18 protein-coding genes are annotated in these 15,527 nt (G+C 64.3%); 1 reads left to right on the top strand and 17 read right to left on the bottom strand.

What is annotated here, in order from left to right; all coding sequences use genetic code 11:
- On the top strand, positions 1–230 hold a 230-nt coding region (locus A9975_RS05630; protein ID WP_183031755.1), incomplete at its 5' end, for a transposase.
- Positions 231–379: 149 nt separating this feature from the next.
- Here A9975_RS05630 and A9975_RS05625 read toward each other — a convergent pair.
- The 17 genes from A9975_RS05625 to A9975_RS05545 form a co-directional block, all read right to left on the bottom strand.
- Complete coding sequence (locus A9975_RS05625; protein ID WP_183031754.1) at positions 380–2,125, bottom strand: phage tail protein; 1,746 nt, start codon at positions 2,123–2,125, stop codon at positions 380–382.
- A gap of 716 nt (positions 2,126–2,841) precedes the next feature.
- Complete coding sequence (locus tag A9975_RS05620) at positions 2,842–3,168, bottom strand: hypothetical protein (protein ID WP_183031753.1); 327 nt, start codon at positions 3,166–3,168, stop codon at positions 2,842–2,844.
- Between the two features lie 7 nt (positions 3,169–3,175).
- The gene (locus A9975_RS05615) at positions 3,176–4,384 is read right to left on the bottom strand and encodes a hypothetical protein (RefSeq protein WP_183031752.1); all 1,209 of its coding nucleotides are present in this window, start codon (positions 4,382–4,384) and stop codon (positions 3,176–3,178) included.
- A gap of 3 nt (positions 4,385–4,387) precedes the next feature.
- Entirely contained in the window at positions 4,388–4,600 is a 213-nt protein-coding gene (locus A9975_RS05610) for a hypothetical protein (RefSeq protein WP_183031751.1), read from the bottom strand.
- Positions 4,597–4,863 (bottom strand): hypothetical protein, encoded by a 267-nt coding sequence (locus A9975_RS05605; RefSeq protein ID WP_183031750.1) that lies wholly within the window; start codon positions 4,861–4,863, stop codon positions 4,597–4,599. Before A9975_RS05605 ends, A9975_RS05610 begins: the two co-directional genes overlap by 4 nt.
- Before the next feature lie 13 nt (positions 4,864–4,876).
- Entirely contained in the window at positions 4,877–5,632 is a 756-nt protein-coding gene (locus A9975_RS05600) for a hypothetical protein (protein WP_255503074.1), read from the bottom strand.
- Positions 5,633–6,772 carry a baseplate J/gp47 family protein gene (locus A9975_RS05595; protein ID WP_183031749.1) on the bottom strand — a complete coding sequence of 380 codons (1,140 nt, stop codon included), beginning with the start codon at positions 6,770–6,772 and terminating at the stop codon, positions 5,633–5,635. It lies immediately after the preceding gene.
- A 1-nt stretch (position 6,773) separates the two neighbouring features.
- Positions 6,774–7,154: a phage tail protein gene (locus A9975_RS05590; protein WP_183031748.1), complete on the bottom strand. Its 381-nt coding sequence runs from the start codon at positions 7,152–7,154 to the stop codon at positions 6,774–6,776.
- Positions 7,151–7,816 carry a phage baseplate assembly protein V gene (locus A9975_RS05585; RefSeq protein ID WP_255503073.1) on the bottom strand — a complete coding sequence of 222 codons (666 nt, stop codon included), beginning with the start codon at positions 7,814–7,816 and terminating at the stop codon, positions 7,151–7,153. Before A9975_RS05585 ends, A9975_RS05590 begins: the two co-directional genes overlap by 4 nt.
- Positions 7,813–9,237, bottom strand: a complete 1,425-nt coding sequence (locus A9975_RS37970; protein WP_255503072.1) for a hypothetical protein — start codon at positions 9,235–9,237, stop codon at positions 7,813–7,815. Before A9975_RS37970 ends, A9975_RS05585 begins: the two co-directional genes overlap by 4 nt.
- Positions 9,234–10,199, bottom strand: a complete 966-nt coding sequence (locus A9975_RS05575; RefSeq protein WP_183031747.1) for a hypothetical protein — start codon at positions 10,197–10,199, stop codon at positions 9,234–9,236. The genes A9975_RS37970 and A9975_RS05575 overlap by 4 nt, the downstream gene beginning before the upstream one ends.
- A gap of 3 nt (positions 10,200–10,202) precedes the next feature.
- On the bottom strand, positions 10,203–12,230 hold the full coding sequence (locus tag A9975_RS05570; protein WP_183031746.1) for a hypothetical protein: 2,028 nt from the start codon (positions 12,228–12,230) through the stop codon (positions 10,203–10,205).
- A 239-nt stretch (positions 12,231–12,469) separates the two neighbouring features.
- On the bottom strand, positions 12,470–12,943 hold the full coding sequence (locus A9975_RS05565; RefSeq protein WP_183031745.1) for a hypothetical protein: 474 nt from the start codon (positions 12,941–12,943) through the stop codon (positions 12,470–12,472).
- A complete protein-coding gene (locus A9975_RS05560) occupies positions 12,940–13,083 on the bottom strand; it encodes a hypothetical protein (RefSeq protein WP_183031768.1) in 144 nt (47 codons plus the stop codon). Before A9975_RS05560 ends, A9975_RS05565 begins: the two co-directional genes overlap by 4 nt.
- A 26-nt stretch (positions 13,084–13,109) precedes the next feature.
- Positions 13,110–13,478, bottom strand: coding sequence for a hypothetical protein (locus A9975_RS05555; RefSeq protein ID WP_183031744.1), 369 nt, complete (start codon positions 13,476–13,478; stop codon positions 13,110–13,112).
- A gap of 4 nt (positions 13,479–13,482) precedes the next feature.
- Entirely contained in the window at positions 13,483–13,914 is a 432-nt protein-coding gene (locus A9975_RS05550; protein ID WP_183031743.1) for a hypothetical protein, read from the bottom strand.
- A 53-nt stretch (positions 13,915–13,967) separates the two neighbouring features.
- Positions 13,968–15,485 (bottom strand): phage tail protein, encoded by a 1,518-nt coding sequence (locus tag A9975_RS05545; RefSeq protein ID WP_183031742.1) that lies wholly within the window; start codon positions 15,483–15,485, stop codon positions 13,968–13,970.
- Positions 15,486–15,527: the final 42 nt, after the last annotated feature.

Raw genomic sequence — 15,527 nt, 5'->3', positions numbered from 1 at the left:
CTTTGGATAAGAGCACACCGAGGGGCAAGCTGCGAGACGACATTGAGCGCGTCAAAGCCCGCATCCGCGCCAAGGTGGAGCACCCGTTTCGCATCATCAAGCGCCAGTTCGGCCACATGAAGGTGCGCTACCGTGGCTTGATGAAGAACACGCAGCAACTGCAGACGCTGTTTGCCTTGAGCAATCTGTGGATGATGCGCCATCGACTGCAGCCGGGCGCCAAAGGATGAGTGCGCCTTCGCCGACGCGAAACGCGGGCGACAACGCCGGTGATGATGCCGAAGCCGGTGCCGAATTCTGGCCGAAGCGCTCATCAAATTCATCTTGTCACGCTCACACTGTCGGCACGAACCTGCTGACGTCGTTTTGAACACCATCCTTAGAAGGAATAGTCCACTGCGTACAGAGCCAACTGGGGACTCGATCCGCCCGTGACAGTCCAGCTAACATAAAGCGTCTGAGCCGTAACTAGCGGGAAGGTAGCGGTATTCACCGTTTGCTGCAGTCCGGCGACCCCGGCATTGAAGCTGACGGAACCGATCCCGCTCGACGCGTTCGATGTGCCTGCCGCCCCCAAGCTATACGAGGATGCAGCAGTCGCCGATTGCTGGTTGAACATCACCGTGGCGTTCTTGGCGTTTGGCGGAACGACGGTGGCCAGCGACACCAACGTGTTCGTCAGCGCACTCGTGAAGGTTCCGAACAGGACTTGGCTGAGCGACACACGGCGATCCAGCAGGCAGCAGACAACGAACTGGCTACCGGCATTCGTCGGAATCACGCCAATCAGCGCAGACGCTGTATAGCCCGCCGGCATGTTCCCGCCGGCATACACCTCCGCCTGCAATCCGGCAGTGGCGTTCTTCGCCAACAGCGCAGTTGCGCCAGTCGTCGGATTGTAGATCGCATACAAGGCCACGTAGCCGCTTGCCGGGGCCGTGCCGGTATCCATACCACCGGCGCCGGTGGTGGCCAGGTTAATTGGCTTGCTGAAGCTGGAAAGGCAATAGCGAACGCCACCGAGCGCAGTTTCGACAATGATTTCGTCAGCAGTCAGTGTCGCCGTCGCAGAAGCTGCCGTGACCGACATTTTCACGTTGCGGGCCTGACCAACTACGCCAGCGACCTGCCCAATCTGCGCCGCATGGTTGCTCTGCGTCCCGGGTGCAACTTGGAGAGCTCCGCCGGTGCATTCGAGCAGCACAAACGAGCTGATGTCCGCGCGCCAGATCGCCGAGGCTTTGCCGTTGGCGACCATCTCGCCGCCCTGCAGCGCGGAATGCGCGCCACCGATCAGCGGCTGCGCCCCCAGGCCGTTCACGTTCAACGTCGAGGCCCCGGTGTTGGCCGTCTTCGCCTTGAACCACAGCACCATGCCGTCGGTCAGCGCGGTGATGGCGGGCGTATAGCTGACGGCATAGGCGTTGGCCGCGCCGGTGTCCACCCCGGTGATAAGGCCGCTTTGTTGGACCGCGTGCAGCAGGTCAGCCGGCAGGATCGGCGCGTTCGCCGCCTGGGCGATGTTCGCCGACGTGATGGCGGTCTGGCCGTTGGCGACGGTCACCACCCACAGGCCGGTGTAGCCCGCGTCCGGGGCCGGGGTCACCTGGCTGCCGGTGGCGGCCGAGACACCGGCCTTTGCCGTGATATTGGCGATGCCCTTGCGCACGGTCGCTTGTTGAGCGCCAGACCCGCCCGGGCCGGCCCACGCCTGCGTGGGATTGCTGGCGTTGTAGTACGGCAGCGTGATCAGGCCGGCGTCCGTATCGAGATAAGCCACCTGGATCAGGTAATTCACGCTCTGGCCGGCGGTGGCCGGCGCCGGGCAGCTCAACGTTACGGGGTCGAGCGAGATGCCCTGCTTCAGGATGCTGTGGGCGGTGTCGGCCGGCAGCGAGGAATAGGCTGTGGCGTCGATGTTGGCCAGGCTGTAAACCTCGCCGGAATTCACGACCACCTGCAGCGACGCCGGGCCGGTCGGCACGCAGCCGAGGCCGTTGACGACCGTTGCGGTCCCCAGCATCGCGGCGGACAGCTTGGCGATGGCGATCATCGCGTATTTGTTCGTGTTCAGCAGGTCCGTCTCAAGGGGGATCTGCCCGGGATAGACAATCTGGCGGTCCATTTAGGCTCCGGAAATGAAAAGGCCCGCGCGACGCGGGCTGTGAATGATCTGATGTCTGTGATCTTGAGATGCTAGGGCGCTCAAAGTATCCCCCTTCGTAGGGGAGCGATTTCCGGACAATCGGCGCACTATACCTGCCGCCAATCTGGCTCCGGATTCGATAGCCTCAGTTGCTGATATGACCCAACTCGCCTGCCTCTTCGCTTTCCAGTTGCTCTGGTTTTTCCCTCTTCGCCGAATCTTTGCGCGGACGCACCTACCCACGTCGATTGCCTTCCTCGCAATCATTCCGGCCGTAGGTCCGCTAATCTGTGCGTGGATCCTGGCGATACGACCCTGGCCCATTAGGCGACGAGTGGCTGATTCATATAGGTGAGCAGCCGGTGGTCAGCGCCCGGCGAGCTGCCTGCCATTGTTGGCGCTACAGATTCCCCCGTCTTGGGGGATTGTCCTGCGGTTGCATCGACGCAAAATACCGGCGGCCCGTTAGATTGGGACTTGCTAGCCCTTCCCACCGAACTTCTCCGTCACAAGGACCTTGCAGTGATGCACGTGAACAGCTGCTCAACCGCGACTCCGCAAACACAGCCCACGGCACAGCAGCTAGCCGAGCGACGAATCCGAGCGCTCGCAGATCTGCTAGAGGAGGCCATCAAGAGCAGCCCTCCACCGAAAACGCCGGGCGCAAAAAGAAACTGCGCGAGCGCCTCACCGACTCACGCCCACACCCGATAAGGCGTTCCCGGCTCCGGCGTGACGACAATGCTGCCCAGCGCCGCCGTCTCTCCGACTGTCAACTCGCGCTCCAGCCGCATGTTCACGTGCCAGCCGGGCACGGCCGTCGGCGGCGTGATCAGGTTGCCGTCGGCGTCCCAGGTGCCGCCCTGGTAGATCGTGCCAATGCTCGATAGGTTGACGCCGTCGGCGGGCGCGCGCTGCGCAACGCCGTCCGCGTCGGTGTATTCGACCGTCAGGCCGGCGGCCAGCAGCGCGGCGCGCGTAGTGTCGCGGTCCACACCGCGCAGGTAGTAGTCGTGGAACATGGTCACCTCACGTGGTCAGGGACTGGAGCTCGGCGTTGGTCATCCGGCGCGGGTAGTAGCGGACATTGCGCAGCCAGCTATTGAGCGCCTCACTGCCGACGCCTTGATTTGTCCCGCCAAGCCGAAGTGCATTCACGGACGGCACGCCAGAGAGCGCCCACGGTACGGCAGCGGCGCCATTCATCGAGGCCGCGAAGTCGTTTGCCCTGTAGGCAAATGCGAGCTTGCACACTGCCCCTACCGCTGGCGCAGCCCCCACCGAGAAGGATTGCGCCGTCCCGCCGATCGCGGCGAGTATCCGGGCATTTCCGCCTGTAAAGTAGGCGACCATTCGATTTGAGATTGACCCATCGTGCAATGCCACGATGCCGGCCGCTCCGACGGTGGCCACCCCCGAAGGAACAAGTACCTCCGCGTATATCGTTCCCTCACTCGGATTGAAACCGATCTTGGTCAGGTCTGTGATGGCCGCGCTGTCGGCGGCGCGGGTGGCTTGCGCGGTGGTAGTGGGAACGTAGCTGGTAGCGAAAGCACCGACTTCCATTTGCGCACCCCACAAATACAAGCCTGATGCACCGTCGCCGGTATAAGTCGGGGGCGCCGTACCGGAGAATGTCGGAGTATCACCCACATACAACCGTTGAGATCCGGCGAGCGTCGCAATACACGTTTGCGTCACCGAGCAGCGGTACCACCCGTTACCCATCGGCAAAATCGAGGCGGAATAGCCATTGAAGTTGGCATTGGCCGTGCCGACATTATTTACCGCGCCTGTTAGCAGGTTGAAATTAGCCCCCACATAGCCGCTGTAGTTGAGCTGCAGCAATGCCCGTTCGCCGGCTCTCGCATAAACGCTAGTTGTGTACGTGGTTCCGGAGGTGACACCAATCGCTTGCGTAAGCTGGTGCGGTGCTGCGCTGGTATCCTCGACAAACTTGTCTGCCGTAGTGGTCCCAGACGGAGATGCAGCAACATTCGCGGACACGCTCGCGGTGACCTTTCCCCAAGTTACAGCATCAAACGCCTCAGACTGCAAGAGCAGATTCGTCCGTAGCTCTTCCACCAGCAGCCCACGCGCCGCCAGCGTGATCGGGTCATAGTCCAGGCTCGGCGCGTTGGCCGCATCCTGCACCAGCACGCCACCGCTGCTAAATCGCCAGCGGGCCGACGCCCGCGTGAAGGTGATCAGGTCGGCAAAATTTCGATTAAAAAGCATCCTTCATCCCTTCGCTTTGAACACGCTAGTGGTGCCATACGGCCACGCCGGATCGTCGGACCACGTCCGGTACACATCGGCCACGAAATCGAGCTGCGCAGTCGGCTCGTTGAGCGCCAGGAAGTCCAGCGACAGCGTTCCCAGCCGGAGGTCATCACCGTCGTAGCGGCCCGAGCGCTTACGGCAGAGCACCGACAGTCCCAGGCCGAGCTTCATAGGCCCACCAGATCGAGCGCAGTCGTCCCCGTCGCGTTCACCCGCAGCGCCCGGATAGGCAGCGTCTCGCCGGACGGACAGTTCTTGAAGGTCACAGGCATGCCATCGCGGCGAATCGCCACGACATCGCCACCTGTGCCGACACGGATGCTGTTCGCTGGCCGCGCGAAGTTGTTGGCCGCGCTGTCGCTTGGCGTGATCACGAAATAGTCGAACGATGGATCGCTGACGCTGGGCGGAAGATTTTGGTACGGATCAGGCATGGCCTACTCCACGTTAGATGGACTGGTAGATCTGGTTGGCGAAGTCGAGGACCATCGTCGGCCCGGTAATCCCGGGAATCACCGGCGGCGGCGCGGGCAGGCTCTGCACGATGCTGGTCCACACGATGGTAGCCACCGGCTTGACGCTATTGATCGCTGCGTAAATATCCGCATCGGTCACGCCGCCCTGGATCATCGAGAGCGCTGCGTACGAGGCGCGGGACGGCTGCCCATACCCGCCTGTGGAGATCCCGTAGCCCGCCACAAGAGGAATGCCGGTGCCAGCCGGTCGGTAGGCCGTCACGAAGGCCTGGAATGGCATCAGCATCGAGCCGTAGGCCCCCGCCACGCCGTACCCGATCAGCGGGCCGCCATACACCCCGGTGTCCGCCGGCCGCGTCGGCTCAATCACCACCGGTGTGCGGCCTGTCAGGTCCTGCAGCACCCGGATTAGCCCCGCGCGGGTCGCCCGCTCGCGGAACAGGTTGATCAGGATCCGCGCACGGAACGAGTCGTCCGACTGGTTCGCCGCGCGCAGCAGCGCCGAGCCGAAGAAGTCGGCAGCGATCATGTCGAGCCAGCCTTCTGTGGCGGACTTGATGCGCGTTTGTAGGCGGGCGTAGCTGAGCAGGCTGTAGATGAAGGCGCCGGTGTAGGCCAGGCCCTGCAGCAGGCCGGTGATGACCGGGGATTGGCTCTCATCGGGGAACCAGCGCGGCAGGTAGCCCCGCAGCCGGCGGTAGACATCGTTTTGATCGCCGACTGCCATTTATGCCACCGAGATCGTAGCGGCCTTGACGGTCTGTTTGGCCGTGGCCACCAGGTCAGCCGTGCTGCCGTTCAGAGTAACGCCCGTCACGTTGGTGACCCCTGGCGACGCATCGTAGGCCACCTGTGCCAGGCGGCTATAGGGCAGCGTCATGGTCTGCGCCACCGGGTCGCGCGGCAGCGCGTTGATGAAGTTCGTCAACGCCGTGTTGACGAGCTGCCGCGTAGCGGCGCCGTCGTAGCCCGCGCCGATCGTGCAGGTCATTGCCACCGAGGCATTCAACAGTGCCGGCGCGAACACGCCGAAGCTGCTGCACAGCGGACGGACTGCGTCGATCGCGTTCGCCACGGTGGCCAGAAACGTACTGCCGGGCGCGCCGGTGCCATCATCCACCACCACATAGAAGTAGCCCATCTGCACCGCGCCGGCGTAGGTCTGGTTCTCCACCAGTGCGTACGTGACGCCCTGCTTGAGGGACGTGATGGCGTAGCCCACGGCATCCTTCGTGGCCTTGGACAGGCTGCGGATGTAGGCGATGAAGCGCGTGCGCAAGGCTGGGTCCGACTCAGCGTCAGCGCCGTTGGCAAAGCTGGCACCGTTCGTGACGGTATCCACGCCCGAAATCGCCCCGGCGATCACCGAGACCGCACCGATCACAGCGTTGCCGGCCGCGCCGGCCACCACCGCCAGGACGGGCACACTCACGCTAGGCGTGCCCGCCACCAACACATAGCCGCCCAGCGTGGCGCTGTAGGCCGGATTGGTGGTGTCGGCGACGACTGCGTACTGCTGCGTGCCGTCGCCCGTCTGGACGGTGGCGCCGACCGGTACCACGGCTTGCTGCGTCGCGGTGAAGCGAGAAAACGTGACTTGCCCGGTCGCGTATGTGGCCGGCAGCCGGCTCACGCCGAAGTCGGCCACCCAGCTGTCCAGGTCGGCACCGCTGGACGTGGCCGCGCGCGTGATCGCCAGGACCTGCATGATCAGGCTTTCGAGCCAGACCGTCACCGCGGCGTTCGCCTCCACAACCGCACGCAGGATCGACCCGATCGTGAGATCGAGCAGGACGCTCGCATAGCCCTGAATGGCCGTCACGCTCTCGCGCACCAGCGTGGTGAAGTCCTTCGTGGAAATGGCCATGTCAGCGGTTCACGTCAAAGCTGAGGGTTACCGGCTTGCGCGTGGTCGCGCTGGTGTACCGGACGGTGACGGCGAAGCCGGAATTGATCTGGTGCAGGTCCACCTCGGGCTCGGGCTGCCGGGCAACTGCGTCTTCCATCAGGACCTGGCTGCGGATGAGCGCGCGCAGCCCAGGCAGATCGGCGTTCTGTCCGATCTTGGCCGGCAGGCCAGCACCGTATTCCGGGTGGAAGATGTACTCACCCGGGTTGGTGACCAATCGGCGCACGATGCGCTGCTGCGTGCGCGTGTCAGTGCTGGCGTGCCCGAGATCGCCGGTCGGCGAGACACCAAGGTCGTTCCCGACCCAGTGGTCGATGTCGTTGAGAAGCTGCGGGGTCATACCGGTGTGCCTGTGTTGGCGCCGCCGTTGCCGTTGCTATGGCGGTGCGTGCTGCCGATGTCGACGCCGTTGTTGTGGATGGTGCCAGTGGTGTCCAGGTTGCCGGTCACCGTCGAGGTGGCACCTGAACCGTTGTCCCCCGAGATGGCCATGCCGCCCTGCCCGGTGATGGTCTGCGTTACCTGCAGCGTGTTGTCAATCTGCACGGGCCCGACGAAGTGATGCAGCTGGGCGGTGTACTTGGCCGTGGTCTGTGCCACCACCTCGACGGTGCCGTCGTTCTTGAATCGAAGCGCCGACCCGGACTGGTGCACGATCCAGAACTCGCCAGACGGCGCGCCGGGCGGCCTCGCCGCATCGCTGTACAGCCGCCCGCACACGTAGCCAGTCTCAATTTCGCCCCCAAAGAACTTCACCTCGACCTGGTCGCCAGGACTGGGCGGCGCGTCCAGTCCCCAGGTATTGCCGACCCATGGCGAGGCGACGGGCAGCCAGCCTGTCAGGGTGCGATCGGGGAAGTCCGGGTCGGCGGGTTCCAGGCGGACCCTTGCTGAAGCGTTACTGGGGTCGTAGCTGGTGACGATGCCGACGCAGCATTCTGCCCGCCCGGCCTGCGCCAGCTCGGCAGCAAGGGCCATCTGGTTGCGAAAGCGCTGCATCATAGGGGTGGCACCGAGTCGGGGTTGTGGTTTTTTGCAGAGACGTCCATCACGTAGCCGTCTTCCAGGCTCATCTGGCGCGTGATGCCATCCACGTAGTAGTCCTGATCGAAGGCGGTCCCGGTGCCGGTCAAGCGCACCAGGGTGGTCTGCGTCAGCACGTTGTCGGCCGGCAGCCGCGCGCGCAACTTCATCTCGTGCTGCGTGATCTCGCGGTGCATCCGCTGCGCGAACGTGTTGGCCCGGTCCTGATCCATGCCGCCGCGATTGAACGTGTAGATTTGCTGGTTTCCGAAGGGCGACGCCTTGCCCGGCTGGATCGTCTTCCCCCGGCTGGGGTAGTACGCCGTGATCCTGTTGCTCGGTTTCAGGTGCCAGGACCGCACCACCACAGTGACGCCCTTCGCGACCGTCAGACTGCGGGACAAACGCAGATCCCGCACGTTGGCCGACGGGTTCCCCTGGTCGTCCACGACCCAGCGCAGCTCATAGACGTTGGAAGGCCCACCCACTGGCGCGGACGAGATGCCGCTGAGCTGCTCGTTCAGGTCGTGGTAGCGCTTCTTGTACAGCCCGCGTGCCCTATCCAGGGTTGCCGTCGCCTCTGCCACCTTGGCGAGCCCCGTCTGCTGCGCGGCTGCGGCCGCCGCGTCGTCGCCGGCGGCTACCGCGGCATCCTTCGCATCGGAGTCGGCCAAGGCCGCCTTGTTCAGGGCCTTCGCCTTCTCCTGCTCGGCCCGCCATGCCGCCGACACCTCGTCGAACTCCTTCTGCAGGGCAGCCTTGTCCACTGGCACCACTGGCAGCGTGTCTTCCTGTCGTGGCTCGAAATGCAGTTCCTGCCCCTTGACGTAGCAGATGAACCCCTCTTCCGACGCCAGCCATGTGAGCAAGTCCCACTCGCTGCGCTGGTCGACCATCCGCACGTGGTCATAGGCATACAGGCTGCCGGCCTTTGTCGTGGTCGCCGTCACGACTGGCGTCAGGCCGTGCGCCTGTGCCAGCTGGATGGCGATCTCCGACGAAGTCAGGTTCTGGTACTGCATCGACGTCTTGGCGTCGATGAATGCCGCCGTCAGGTCGCGCCCGGTCAGCACCAGTGTGGTAGCGACCGGGTCATAGTCAATGTCATCCACCCGTCCATAAATAAGGCTTTGCAGGTCGGACTCGCTGAAGTTGGACGGATCACCCGGGAAGCCGGCAAAGATCTCGACGAACGCTTCTTTCTGCGCCGCAAACCACGCCGCGTTGGTCTCGGCGGGCAGCGCGGTCACCGCGAACAACACGCGGAACGTGTCGGCCTGGTAGAACGTGTTGTTGTCCACCGACCAGTCGATCCAGGCATCCACGCGCACGCCGGCGACCTTGACGATACCGCGCGGCTGCCGGGAAGCAGGCTGCACAGGGAGTTCGTTCAGGCTCATGAGTTCACCAGTCCGCCAACCTGGTCCTTGGAAGGCGGAATCGTCACCGTCTGGACCGAGGGAGGCAGTTGCGGATCGCCGCCGAGTTGCGGATTGGCCTTCGCCAGCCCTGTCCAGGCCATGGCGTCGCCCCATTCTTTGGCGGCCATGTCCATCAGGTTGCCGCCGGCTACAGTGACCTGCTTCGCGCTGGCGTAGATCGATCCGACGTTCAACTGCACCCGCCCCATGACGCGATCGAGTTGGATCAGCGCCGGCAGCTGCTGCGCCGCCAGGATCTGGCCCGAAATCGTCTGCACCTGGCGTGCAATGGGGTTGTTCGGCAGGATGCCGCCCAGCGTCGTCACGTTGACCAGCGTGTTGTTCACCTGCGCTACGATGCTCTGCGCCTCATTGCGCAGCGCAGCGATCGGCTGCAGCACACTATTTAATGTGGACTGCGCCGCGTTGGCGAAGCTCGACACGTTGCTGACGGCGTTCTTCACGGTGCCCATGATGCTCGACAGCGAGATATTGCCGATGCCCGAGACCAGGCTGTCGGCCGAGGCGATATCGCCGTTGATCAGGCTGTCAATGCTGGGACCGCCCTTGCCGGCGGTGGAGAGTGTGAGGTCTTCCACCACCTCGCAAGTGATGTGGTAGGGGATCTGGTAGAAGCGCTCGAAGTCCGCCCGGAATTCCCGGACCAGCACGGCGTACACCAGCTCAGACCATTTGAGGACCACGGGCGCCCCTGCCACCCGCATCCCATCGAGCGCCCGCGCGCGCGCCAACGCCTTCGGACCGCGCAACCAGCCCGACCACTCGGGCGGCCCAGAGAACGCACCCATGGCGTCCACGACCTTCACGCCGCCCACCAGACGGTGGACCGCCAGTTGCTGCTCGCCGCCAAACGGGATCTTCTCGGGGACCTCTTCGCGATCAAACTGGAAGTCGCCAAGTTGCATGACAAAGTCGGTCATGGCTTATCTCAGTGCTGGCGGGCGCATGCCCATGCCGGTGTCGAAGGTGCCGGGGCCGGTCTGGGGTCGAGCAAGGTCCCGGGCCTGGTGGAACGATGTCGCCTCGGCCAGAACGCGGCCATCCAGCTTGATGGTGGTATTCACCTGTGCCAGGTTCGAGGAGGCGCCAGCCACCGGATCGGCCTTGGAAAGGTCACCCTTGCCAGCGCCTGGCGTCGGATCGCCCGAAAGTAACGCCTTGCCGGTCCGCCAGGCCCACCCGAGCGGCCCGCCCGTGCCGATGGCACGCGGATCAAGAGAGAACGGACTGCCCGCGGCCTGAAGCTTCTCGCTCAGCCCGGCGTTCCTCTGCCCCCAGTCGTTCACCGAACGGAAGAACTCGGCGCCCGTGTTCAGCAGCTTGGTGACCGTGGGCAGAACGCCTTTCCCCATCTCGGCCTTCATGGATGTCCAAGCGGCAATGAAGTCGGCCTCGGCCCCTGGCGCGGTCTTCTTGAACTCGTCGATGGTGCCCTCGACGCCCTTAGCGTTCTTCACCAGCTTCGCATCGCGCAGTGCCTGCGCCTGCTGCGTCGTGAAGTTGGCGCCCATGTTCGACCCCTGCCGGTTCGAAAGAATTTGGTTCACGAAGGCGATCACCTCGGAATCGGATTTGGCGCCGGCCTTCTTCGCCGCACCAGTGGCGTAGGTCATCAGCCATTGCGCAGGATCCTCGCGCAGCATCTTCTCGTCGACGATGTTCTTCAGCGCCATCGACTTGACGGTCTTGCCACCCACGCTGCCGCTAGTCACCTCGGTGAGCTCGGCCAGGCCGGCGTCAGCGAGCGCCGCCATGGTCTTCTTCGGCGTGCGCCCGGCGACCAAGTTCTGATACATCGACATCAGCGCCGTACCGGTGCGGGAACCGCCCTGCTCTTGGGCCAGCGTGGCCAAATTCATGATCCCCTGGTCACTCAGCCCCTTGAACGCCGCGCCGCCTGTCTTGGCCATGGACTCAAGGTCGGTGAACTTGAGCGCACCGCCAGAGCCGGTCACCATGCGCTGGGCCAGATCCAGCCCGCGCATGAACTCTTCCTTGTTGTTGGTCAGGCCGCGCATGTCGTTGAAGCGCATGACCGCGCGCACAGAACCCTCATCCAGGGCGCCAACCTTGCCGCTGAACAGGCCGGAATTGGCAGCGTTCAGCGCGGCCAGCGTCGGCGCGACTTGCTTGGCAAGGTCCAGATTGCCGAACATGCCCACAGATTCCCTCAGGGTCTCCATCAGCGTGGCGCTGGACGTGCCGAACACCTTGGTGCCGCGGGCGAACTTGTCCGCGTCTTTGTTGATCTCGTCGCCCAGGTTCATGGTCTTGAACCGAGAGGCGGCCAGCTGGTATTCCTTGCCGGCGTCGTACAGGGCCTTGGTCACATACAGGCCCGCGAAACCGGCCGCTACAGGCGCCAACGCGCCGCCGGGCAGTCCCATGCCGACCGCGCCCACACCGAAGCCGCCCGAGCCGACATGCACGTTGCCACCGTGGCCGCCAAAACCTCCGCCACCACCGGCCGCAGCGCCGCCGCCTCGGCGCCCCGGGACAGGGATGAACCCGCCGGGGCCCGGCAGGCCAGGCGGGCGCTGCCCGCCACCCGCACCACCGCCAAGATGGCCCATGAAAGACGACCGAGATGCAGCCATGCCTGCCATATGGATGGCATGGATGTTCCTGGCCAGTTGCGCAGACTCGGCATTGGCGCGCACCATCTCGGCTTCAATTCCGAGGCTGGCCGGAACTGCACGTCGGATGCGCCGCAAATTCCGCTCGACTAGCAGCGCGTTGCCGCCGACGCCCCTGAGGCCCCCCTCCAGCTGCCTTGTCGCCGTGACAAGGTTCCGCACCCCGGCGGCTTCCACCCCCATCTTCTGTAGGCGCTTGTTGACCTGCAAGGCCAGCGCGTCGACCTTCTTGAACTCGGCCGCCAGCTTCAGCAACTGCGGCGCGATCAGGTCGTTCAGGACCAGGGTGGTGCCGATCTTATAAACGTCGATCATGGTGCCCTATACTCATCATTCCAGAGTCCGTTGCCGAACCCATGCGCCCGCTGAAGATCCGCATTCACGAATGGCTTGCCGACCACATTTCGTGGGTGCAGTACCCAGAGTTGGATATCCCGGAACTTCCGACGCCGCAGCAGCGCATGGCCACGCTGAACCGACGCGCACTCTGGATTAGCGCAGCGATCTTTCTGGTAACGGTTGGCGGCGGCGCCGTCGGCGGCGCGATTTCTGGCCTACTTGAGCCGCGGGTTGCGCCAGCTCCGGCCCGCCAGCCAAGCAGCGACAGTCCGGCCAAACCGCGCCTGAATGTCTTTACCGGCACGGATAGCAGCCGGGCCTAGCACCGCACGCGGGGGAATCGTCCGAGTCCCGAGCTCGTGCCAGACCATCTTCTGGTCATTCGAGCCCACCGCCGCCTCGTTGCCGATCACAGTCGTCTCGATGCTGTCGCGCATCTGCCCATTGCGAAGCAACGGCGCGTCAACGGGATAGCCCTTCCGGATCTTGTCGAACTCGGTTTCAGCGGTCAGCTCTTCCCACTTCGCGAACGGGCCGACGGCCGGCTGGTAGTGGGCGATCTCCGACCTGGCGATCTTCTGGATCAGCTCCGCGCCCTTCTCCGTCATGTGGTGCGTGACGGCGGGGGCCTCGGCGGCAAGTGCCGTCAAGTGATTAGCGAAGTCGGCCATGCTGCGGAATGTCTTCATGCCCGCTCCCTGAAGGCCATCGTTTCCCAGTCGAACGACCTGCCTTCAAACTCGCTCATCACCACGCAGGCGGCGAAGCGCTCTTCAGCCGTGTAGGAAAAGGCCACGTCGTAAGGCACGCCATTCTTGATCAACCACATGGCCTGCCTGAACGCCGGGGCCCTTGCTATTTTTTTGCGGCGTCCGCGCCCCCGCCGGCGGCAGCGCCATCGATCCTGGCCATGCCCTGCTGCACGGCCACCATACCGGCCTCGTCCAGGCGCTGGATCAGCGCTTCGAGCTCCAGCTTGCTGGTGGGCGGCAGAACCGGCTCGCCATCGATCGCGGCCACATACAGCACCGGCAGGCACATGTACCGGTAGACGCTGTTCTCTGCCGCCTCGGGCCCCATGGCCTCGACCAGGCGGAATTGCGCCAGGATGCCGGGCTTCTTGAGGGTGATCTGGCGCCCTGTCGAATCGGACACCGTGGTTTCCGCCGCGGCGCGCGCGACGACTTCTTCGGAGGGGCGAAGGGTAACGGTTGGGGTGCTCATGAGTTCAGGCGATCCGTTTGCGGCGCGAGGCCATGAAGGTTAGGGAGAGCTTGACCGAGGCGTCTCCAGCGGCCTCGCCGCCATCGTCGAGCGACAGCACGACCCCGTCGTAGCGCCACTGCGAAATGGCACCACTCGGCTCCGAGACGGTCTCGTAGATCTGGCACGGCTGCTCGTTGATGCCCGAGTAGTAGTCCGTTTCAAGCTGATCGAAGTACGACTCGATCTCCGGGCCGGCGCGGTTGATGCCAAACGAGCCGGACCAGCCGTCGAAGAAACGCAGATGCTGCGAGAGGCCTGTGATCAGCTTCACGCGTTCCTGCGTGGTGTCCTGCTTCTTCCGGAAGGAGGTCAGCTTCGGGATCGGCAGTGGACCGGTCGGGGTCTGGATGACCAGCGTGGTATCGCGCCCGACGGAAAGCCCTTGTTGCGGCATGTTGTCCTCCAAAAAGAGAAAAGCCCGAAAAACCGGGCGGTGTTATCGGGGGCCTACTGCACGATCACCGTGGTCTGGCCGCCCTGCAGGTTGACCAGGAAGTTGCGGACGACCGCCATGTAGCGCGCCTGGACGTTTGCCTGCATCCAGCCCGCGCGGATACGCGCGTCGGGATTGTTGGTCCTGTCGAGCACGACCTTGTAGGCATCGATCATTTTTGGCCTCACGTCTGCCATGTTCGACATGAACTGATCCAGGCCGGCAAACGCGTTCGAACGGGTATCGTCCTCGTCGTCGAAGCCTTGCAGCTCACCGGTGAACTTCCCGCCCCAGGCATCGATGCTGTACGCGATGTAGTTCGTCAGGCGCGTGTAGCTGTCTTCGCGCAATGCCTGGTCGCTGCTCGAATTCAGGCCCAGCACGAACGAGAAGTACTTGCCGCCCGGGGACGGGTTCGTCAGCACGTCGATGCCGGCCTGCACCAGCTGCAGCAGCTCGGCGGTCGAGTAGGGCTGGTTGTTGTAGGTCCGCTGGGTAGCGACGATGCCCTGCAACTGCTTGTTCAGCGTGCTCTTCTCGGGCGACTGGTTGACCATCAGGCCCAGCGCGAACGCTTGCGGCGAGATGAGGCGCACTTGGTTGATGGTCGTGTCGTTCACGTACACCCAGTCGCCGAAGATCACCTTGCCCGCGTAAGTGTCGATGCCGGCAGTTCCCTTCGTCGTCGCCGCATTGGCGATGGTGTCGCCTGCCGGCCCGACCATCTGCATGTAGGAACCCTCGCCCAGGCCATAGGCAACCTGCGTCGACCAAGTGGTCGAGTCGTCGCAGTCGGTCAGCGCAATCACGCTGGCGCCGGACTTGCGCAGGGCGTACATGCCCTTGCGGGGTGCCGTGTCGGTGCCCAGCAGCATCGAACCGGTGATGGAGGTCGCCCCGTCGGTACCGGCGGTCAGGTTGATCGTCGCAGGCAGCGTCGGTGGCGCGGTACCGGCGCCGGCCGTGGCCACGCACATCGTCGACGGCCCCCGGAACTGGCTGTTGCCGAAGTTCACGGCCTTGACGATGTTGTCCCGCAGCGTGGCGCCGGCGCCCGGGATGTTGTCGTAGACCTCAGGCTGGTAGCCGGCCAGCGTGATGGTCAGCTTGGTGGTGCTGGCCGCGGTGCCGGTGCCCAGGATCGCTGAGATGCTATTGCCCAGCGAGCCGGTGTACTTCGACGTGAGCGTCACGAAGTTGGTACTGAAGGTCGCTGCGGCAGCCACATCGGTGCCGTCGGTCACACGCACGAGCGCGAAGGCACCGACGTTGCCCTGCATGGCGGCCCAGTTGAGCACGGTCATCAGGTCGTACTTGCGCGCCTGCATCGGGCCGAACACGGCAGCACCACCGGCATAGTCGGAGACTGGAACGGGAACGCCGACTGGCCCCCATGTGGCCGTGCCAACGATCCCGCCGATGTTGCTCGGCACGCCGTTGATGGGCGCCGGGCCCGGGGGTTGGATGGCGACGATGACGCCAGGCACCTGCTGTGCCGTCAGGTTCACCTGCCCTGCTTGAACAACGGTCATGGATGGCTCCAGAAACGAAAAGAGCCACCCTCAGGTGGCCCG

The organism is Cupriavidus sp. UME77, assembly GCF_014170355.1.
Taxonomy (GTDB): Bacteria; Pseudomonadota; Gammaproteobacteria; order Burkholderiales; family Burkholderiaceae; genus Cupriavidus; species Cupriavidus basilensis.
The sequence above is the reverse complement of the archived record's forward strand: the minus strand, read 5'-3'. Positions and strand labels throughout refer to the sequence as shown.

Coding starts and splice junctions, on each gene's coding strand:
- A9975_RS05625 (WP_183031754.1), bottom strand. CDS start 2,125: ATGGACCGCCAGATTGTCTATCCCGGGCAGATCCCCCTTGAGACGGAC.
- A9975_RS05620 (WP_183031753.1), bottom strand. CDS start 3,168: ATGTTCCACGACTACTACCTGCGCGGTGTGGACCGCGACACTACGCGC.
- A9975_RS05615 (WP_183031752.1), bottom strand. CDS start 4,384: ATGCTTTTTAATCGAAATTTTGCCGACCTGATCACCTTCACGCGGGCG.
- A9975_RS05610 (WP_183031751.1), bottom strand. CDS start 4,600: ATGAAGCTCGGCCTGGGACTGTCGGTGCTCTGCCGTAAGCGCTCGGGC.
- A9975_RS05605 (WP_183031750.1), bottom strand. CDS start 4,863: ATGCCTGATCCGTACCAAAATCTTCCGCCCAGCGTCAGCGATCCATCG.
- A9975_RS05600 (WP_255503074.1), bottom strand. CDS start 5,632: ATGGCAGTCGGCGATCAAAACGATGTCTACCGCCGGCTGCGGGGCTAC.
- A9975_RS05595 (WP_183031749.1), bottom strand. CDS start 6,772: ATGGCCATTTCCACGAAGGACTTCACCACGCTGGTGCGCGAGAGCGTG.
- A9975_RS05590 (WP_183031748.1), bottom strand. CDS start 7,154: ATGACCCCGCAGCTTCTCAACGACATCGACCACTGGGTCGGGAACGAC.
- A9975_RS05585 (WP_255503073.1), bottom strand. CDS start 7,816: ATGATGCAGCGCTTTCGCAACCAGATGGCCCTTGCTGCCGAGCTGGCG.
- A9975_RS37970 (WP_255503072.1), bottom strand. CDS start 9,237: ATGAGCCTGAACGAACTCCCTGTGCAGCCTGCTTCCCGGCAGCCGCGC.
- A9975_RS05575 (WP_183031747.1), bottom strand. CDS start 10,199: ATGACCGACTTTGTCATGCAACTTGGCGACTTCCAGTTTGATCGCGAA.
- A9975_RS05570 (WP_183031746.1), bottom strand. CDS start 12,230: ATGATCGACGTTTATAAGATCGGCACCACCCTGGTCCTGAACGACCTG.
- A9975_RS05565 (WP_183031745.1), bottom strand. CDS start 12,943: ATGAAGACATTCCGCAGCATGGCCGACTTCGCTAATCACTTGACGGCA.
- A9975_RS05560 (WP_183031768.1), bottom strand. CDS start 13,083: ATGTGGTTGATCAAGAATGGCGTGCCTTACGACGTGGCCTTTTCCTAC.
- A9975_RS05555 (WP_183031744.1), bottom strand. CDS start 13,478: ATGAGCACCCCAACCGTTACCCTTCGCCCCTCCGAAGAAGTCGTCGCG.
- A9975_RS05550 (WP_183031743.1), bottom strand. CDS start 13,914: ATGCCGCAACAAGGGCTTTCCGTCGGGCGCGATACCACGCTGGTCATC.
- A9975_RS05545 (WP_183031742.1), bottom strand. CDS start 15,485: ATGACCGTTGTTCAAGCAGGGCAGGTGAACCTGACGGCACAGCAGGTG.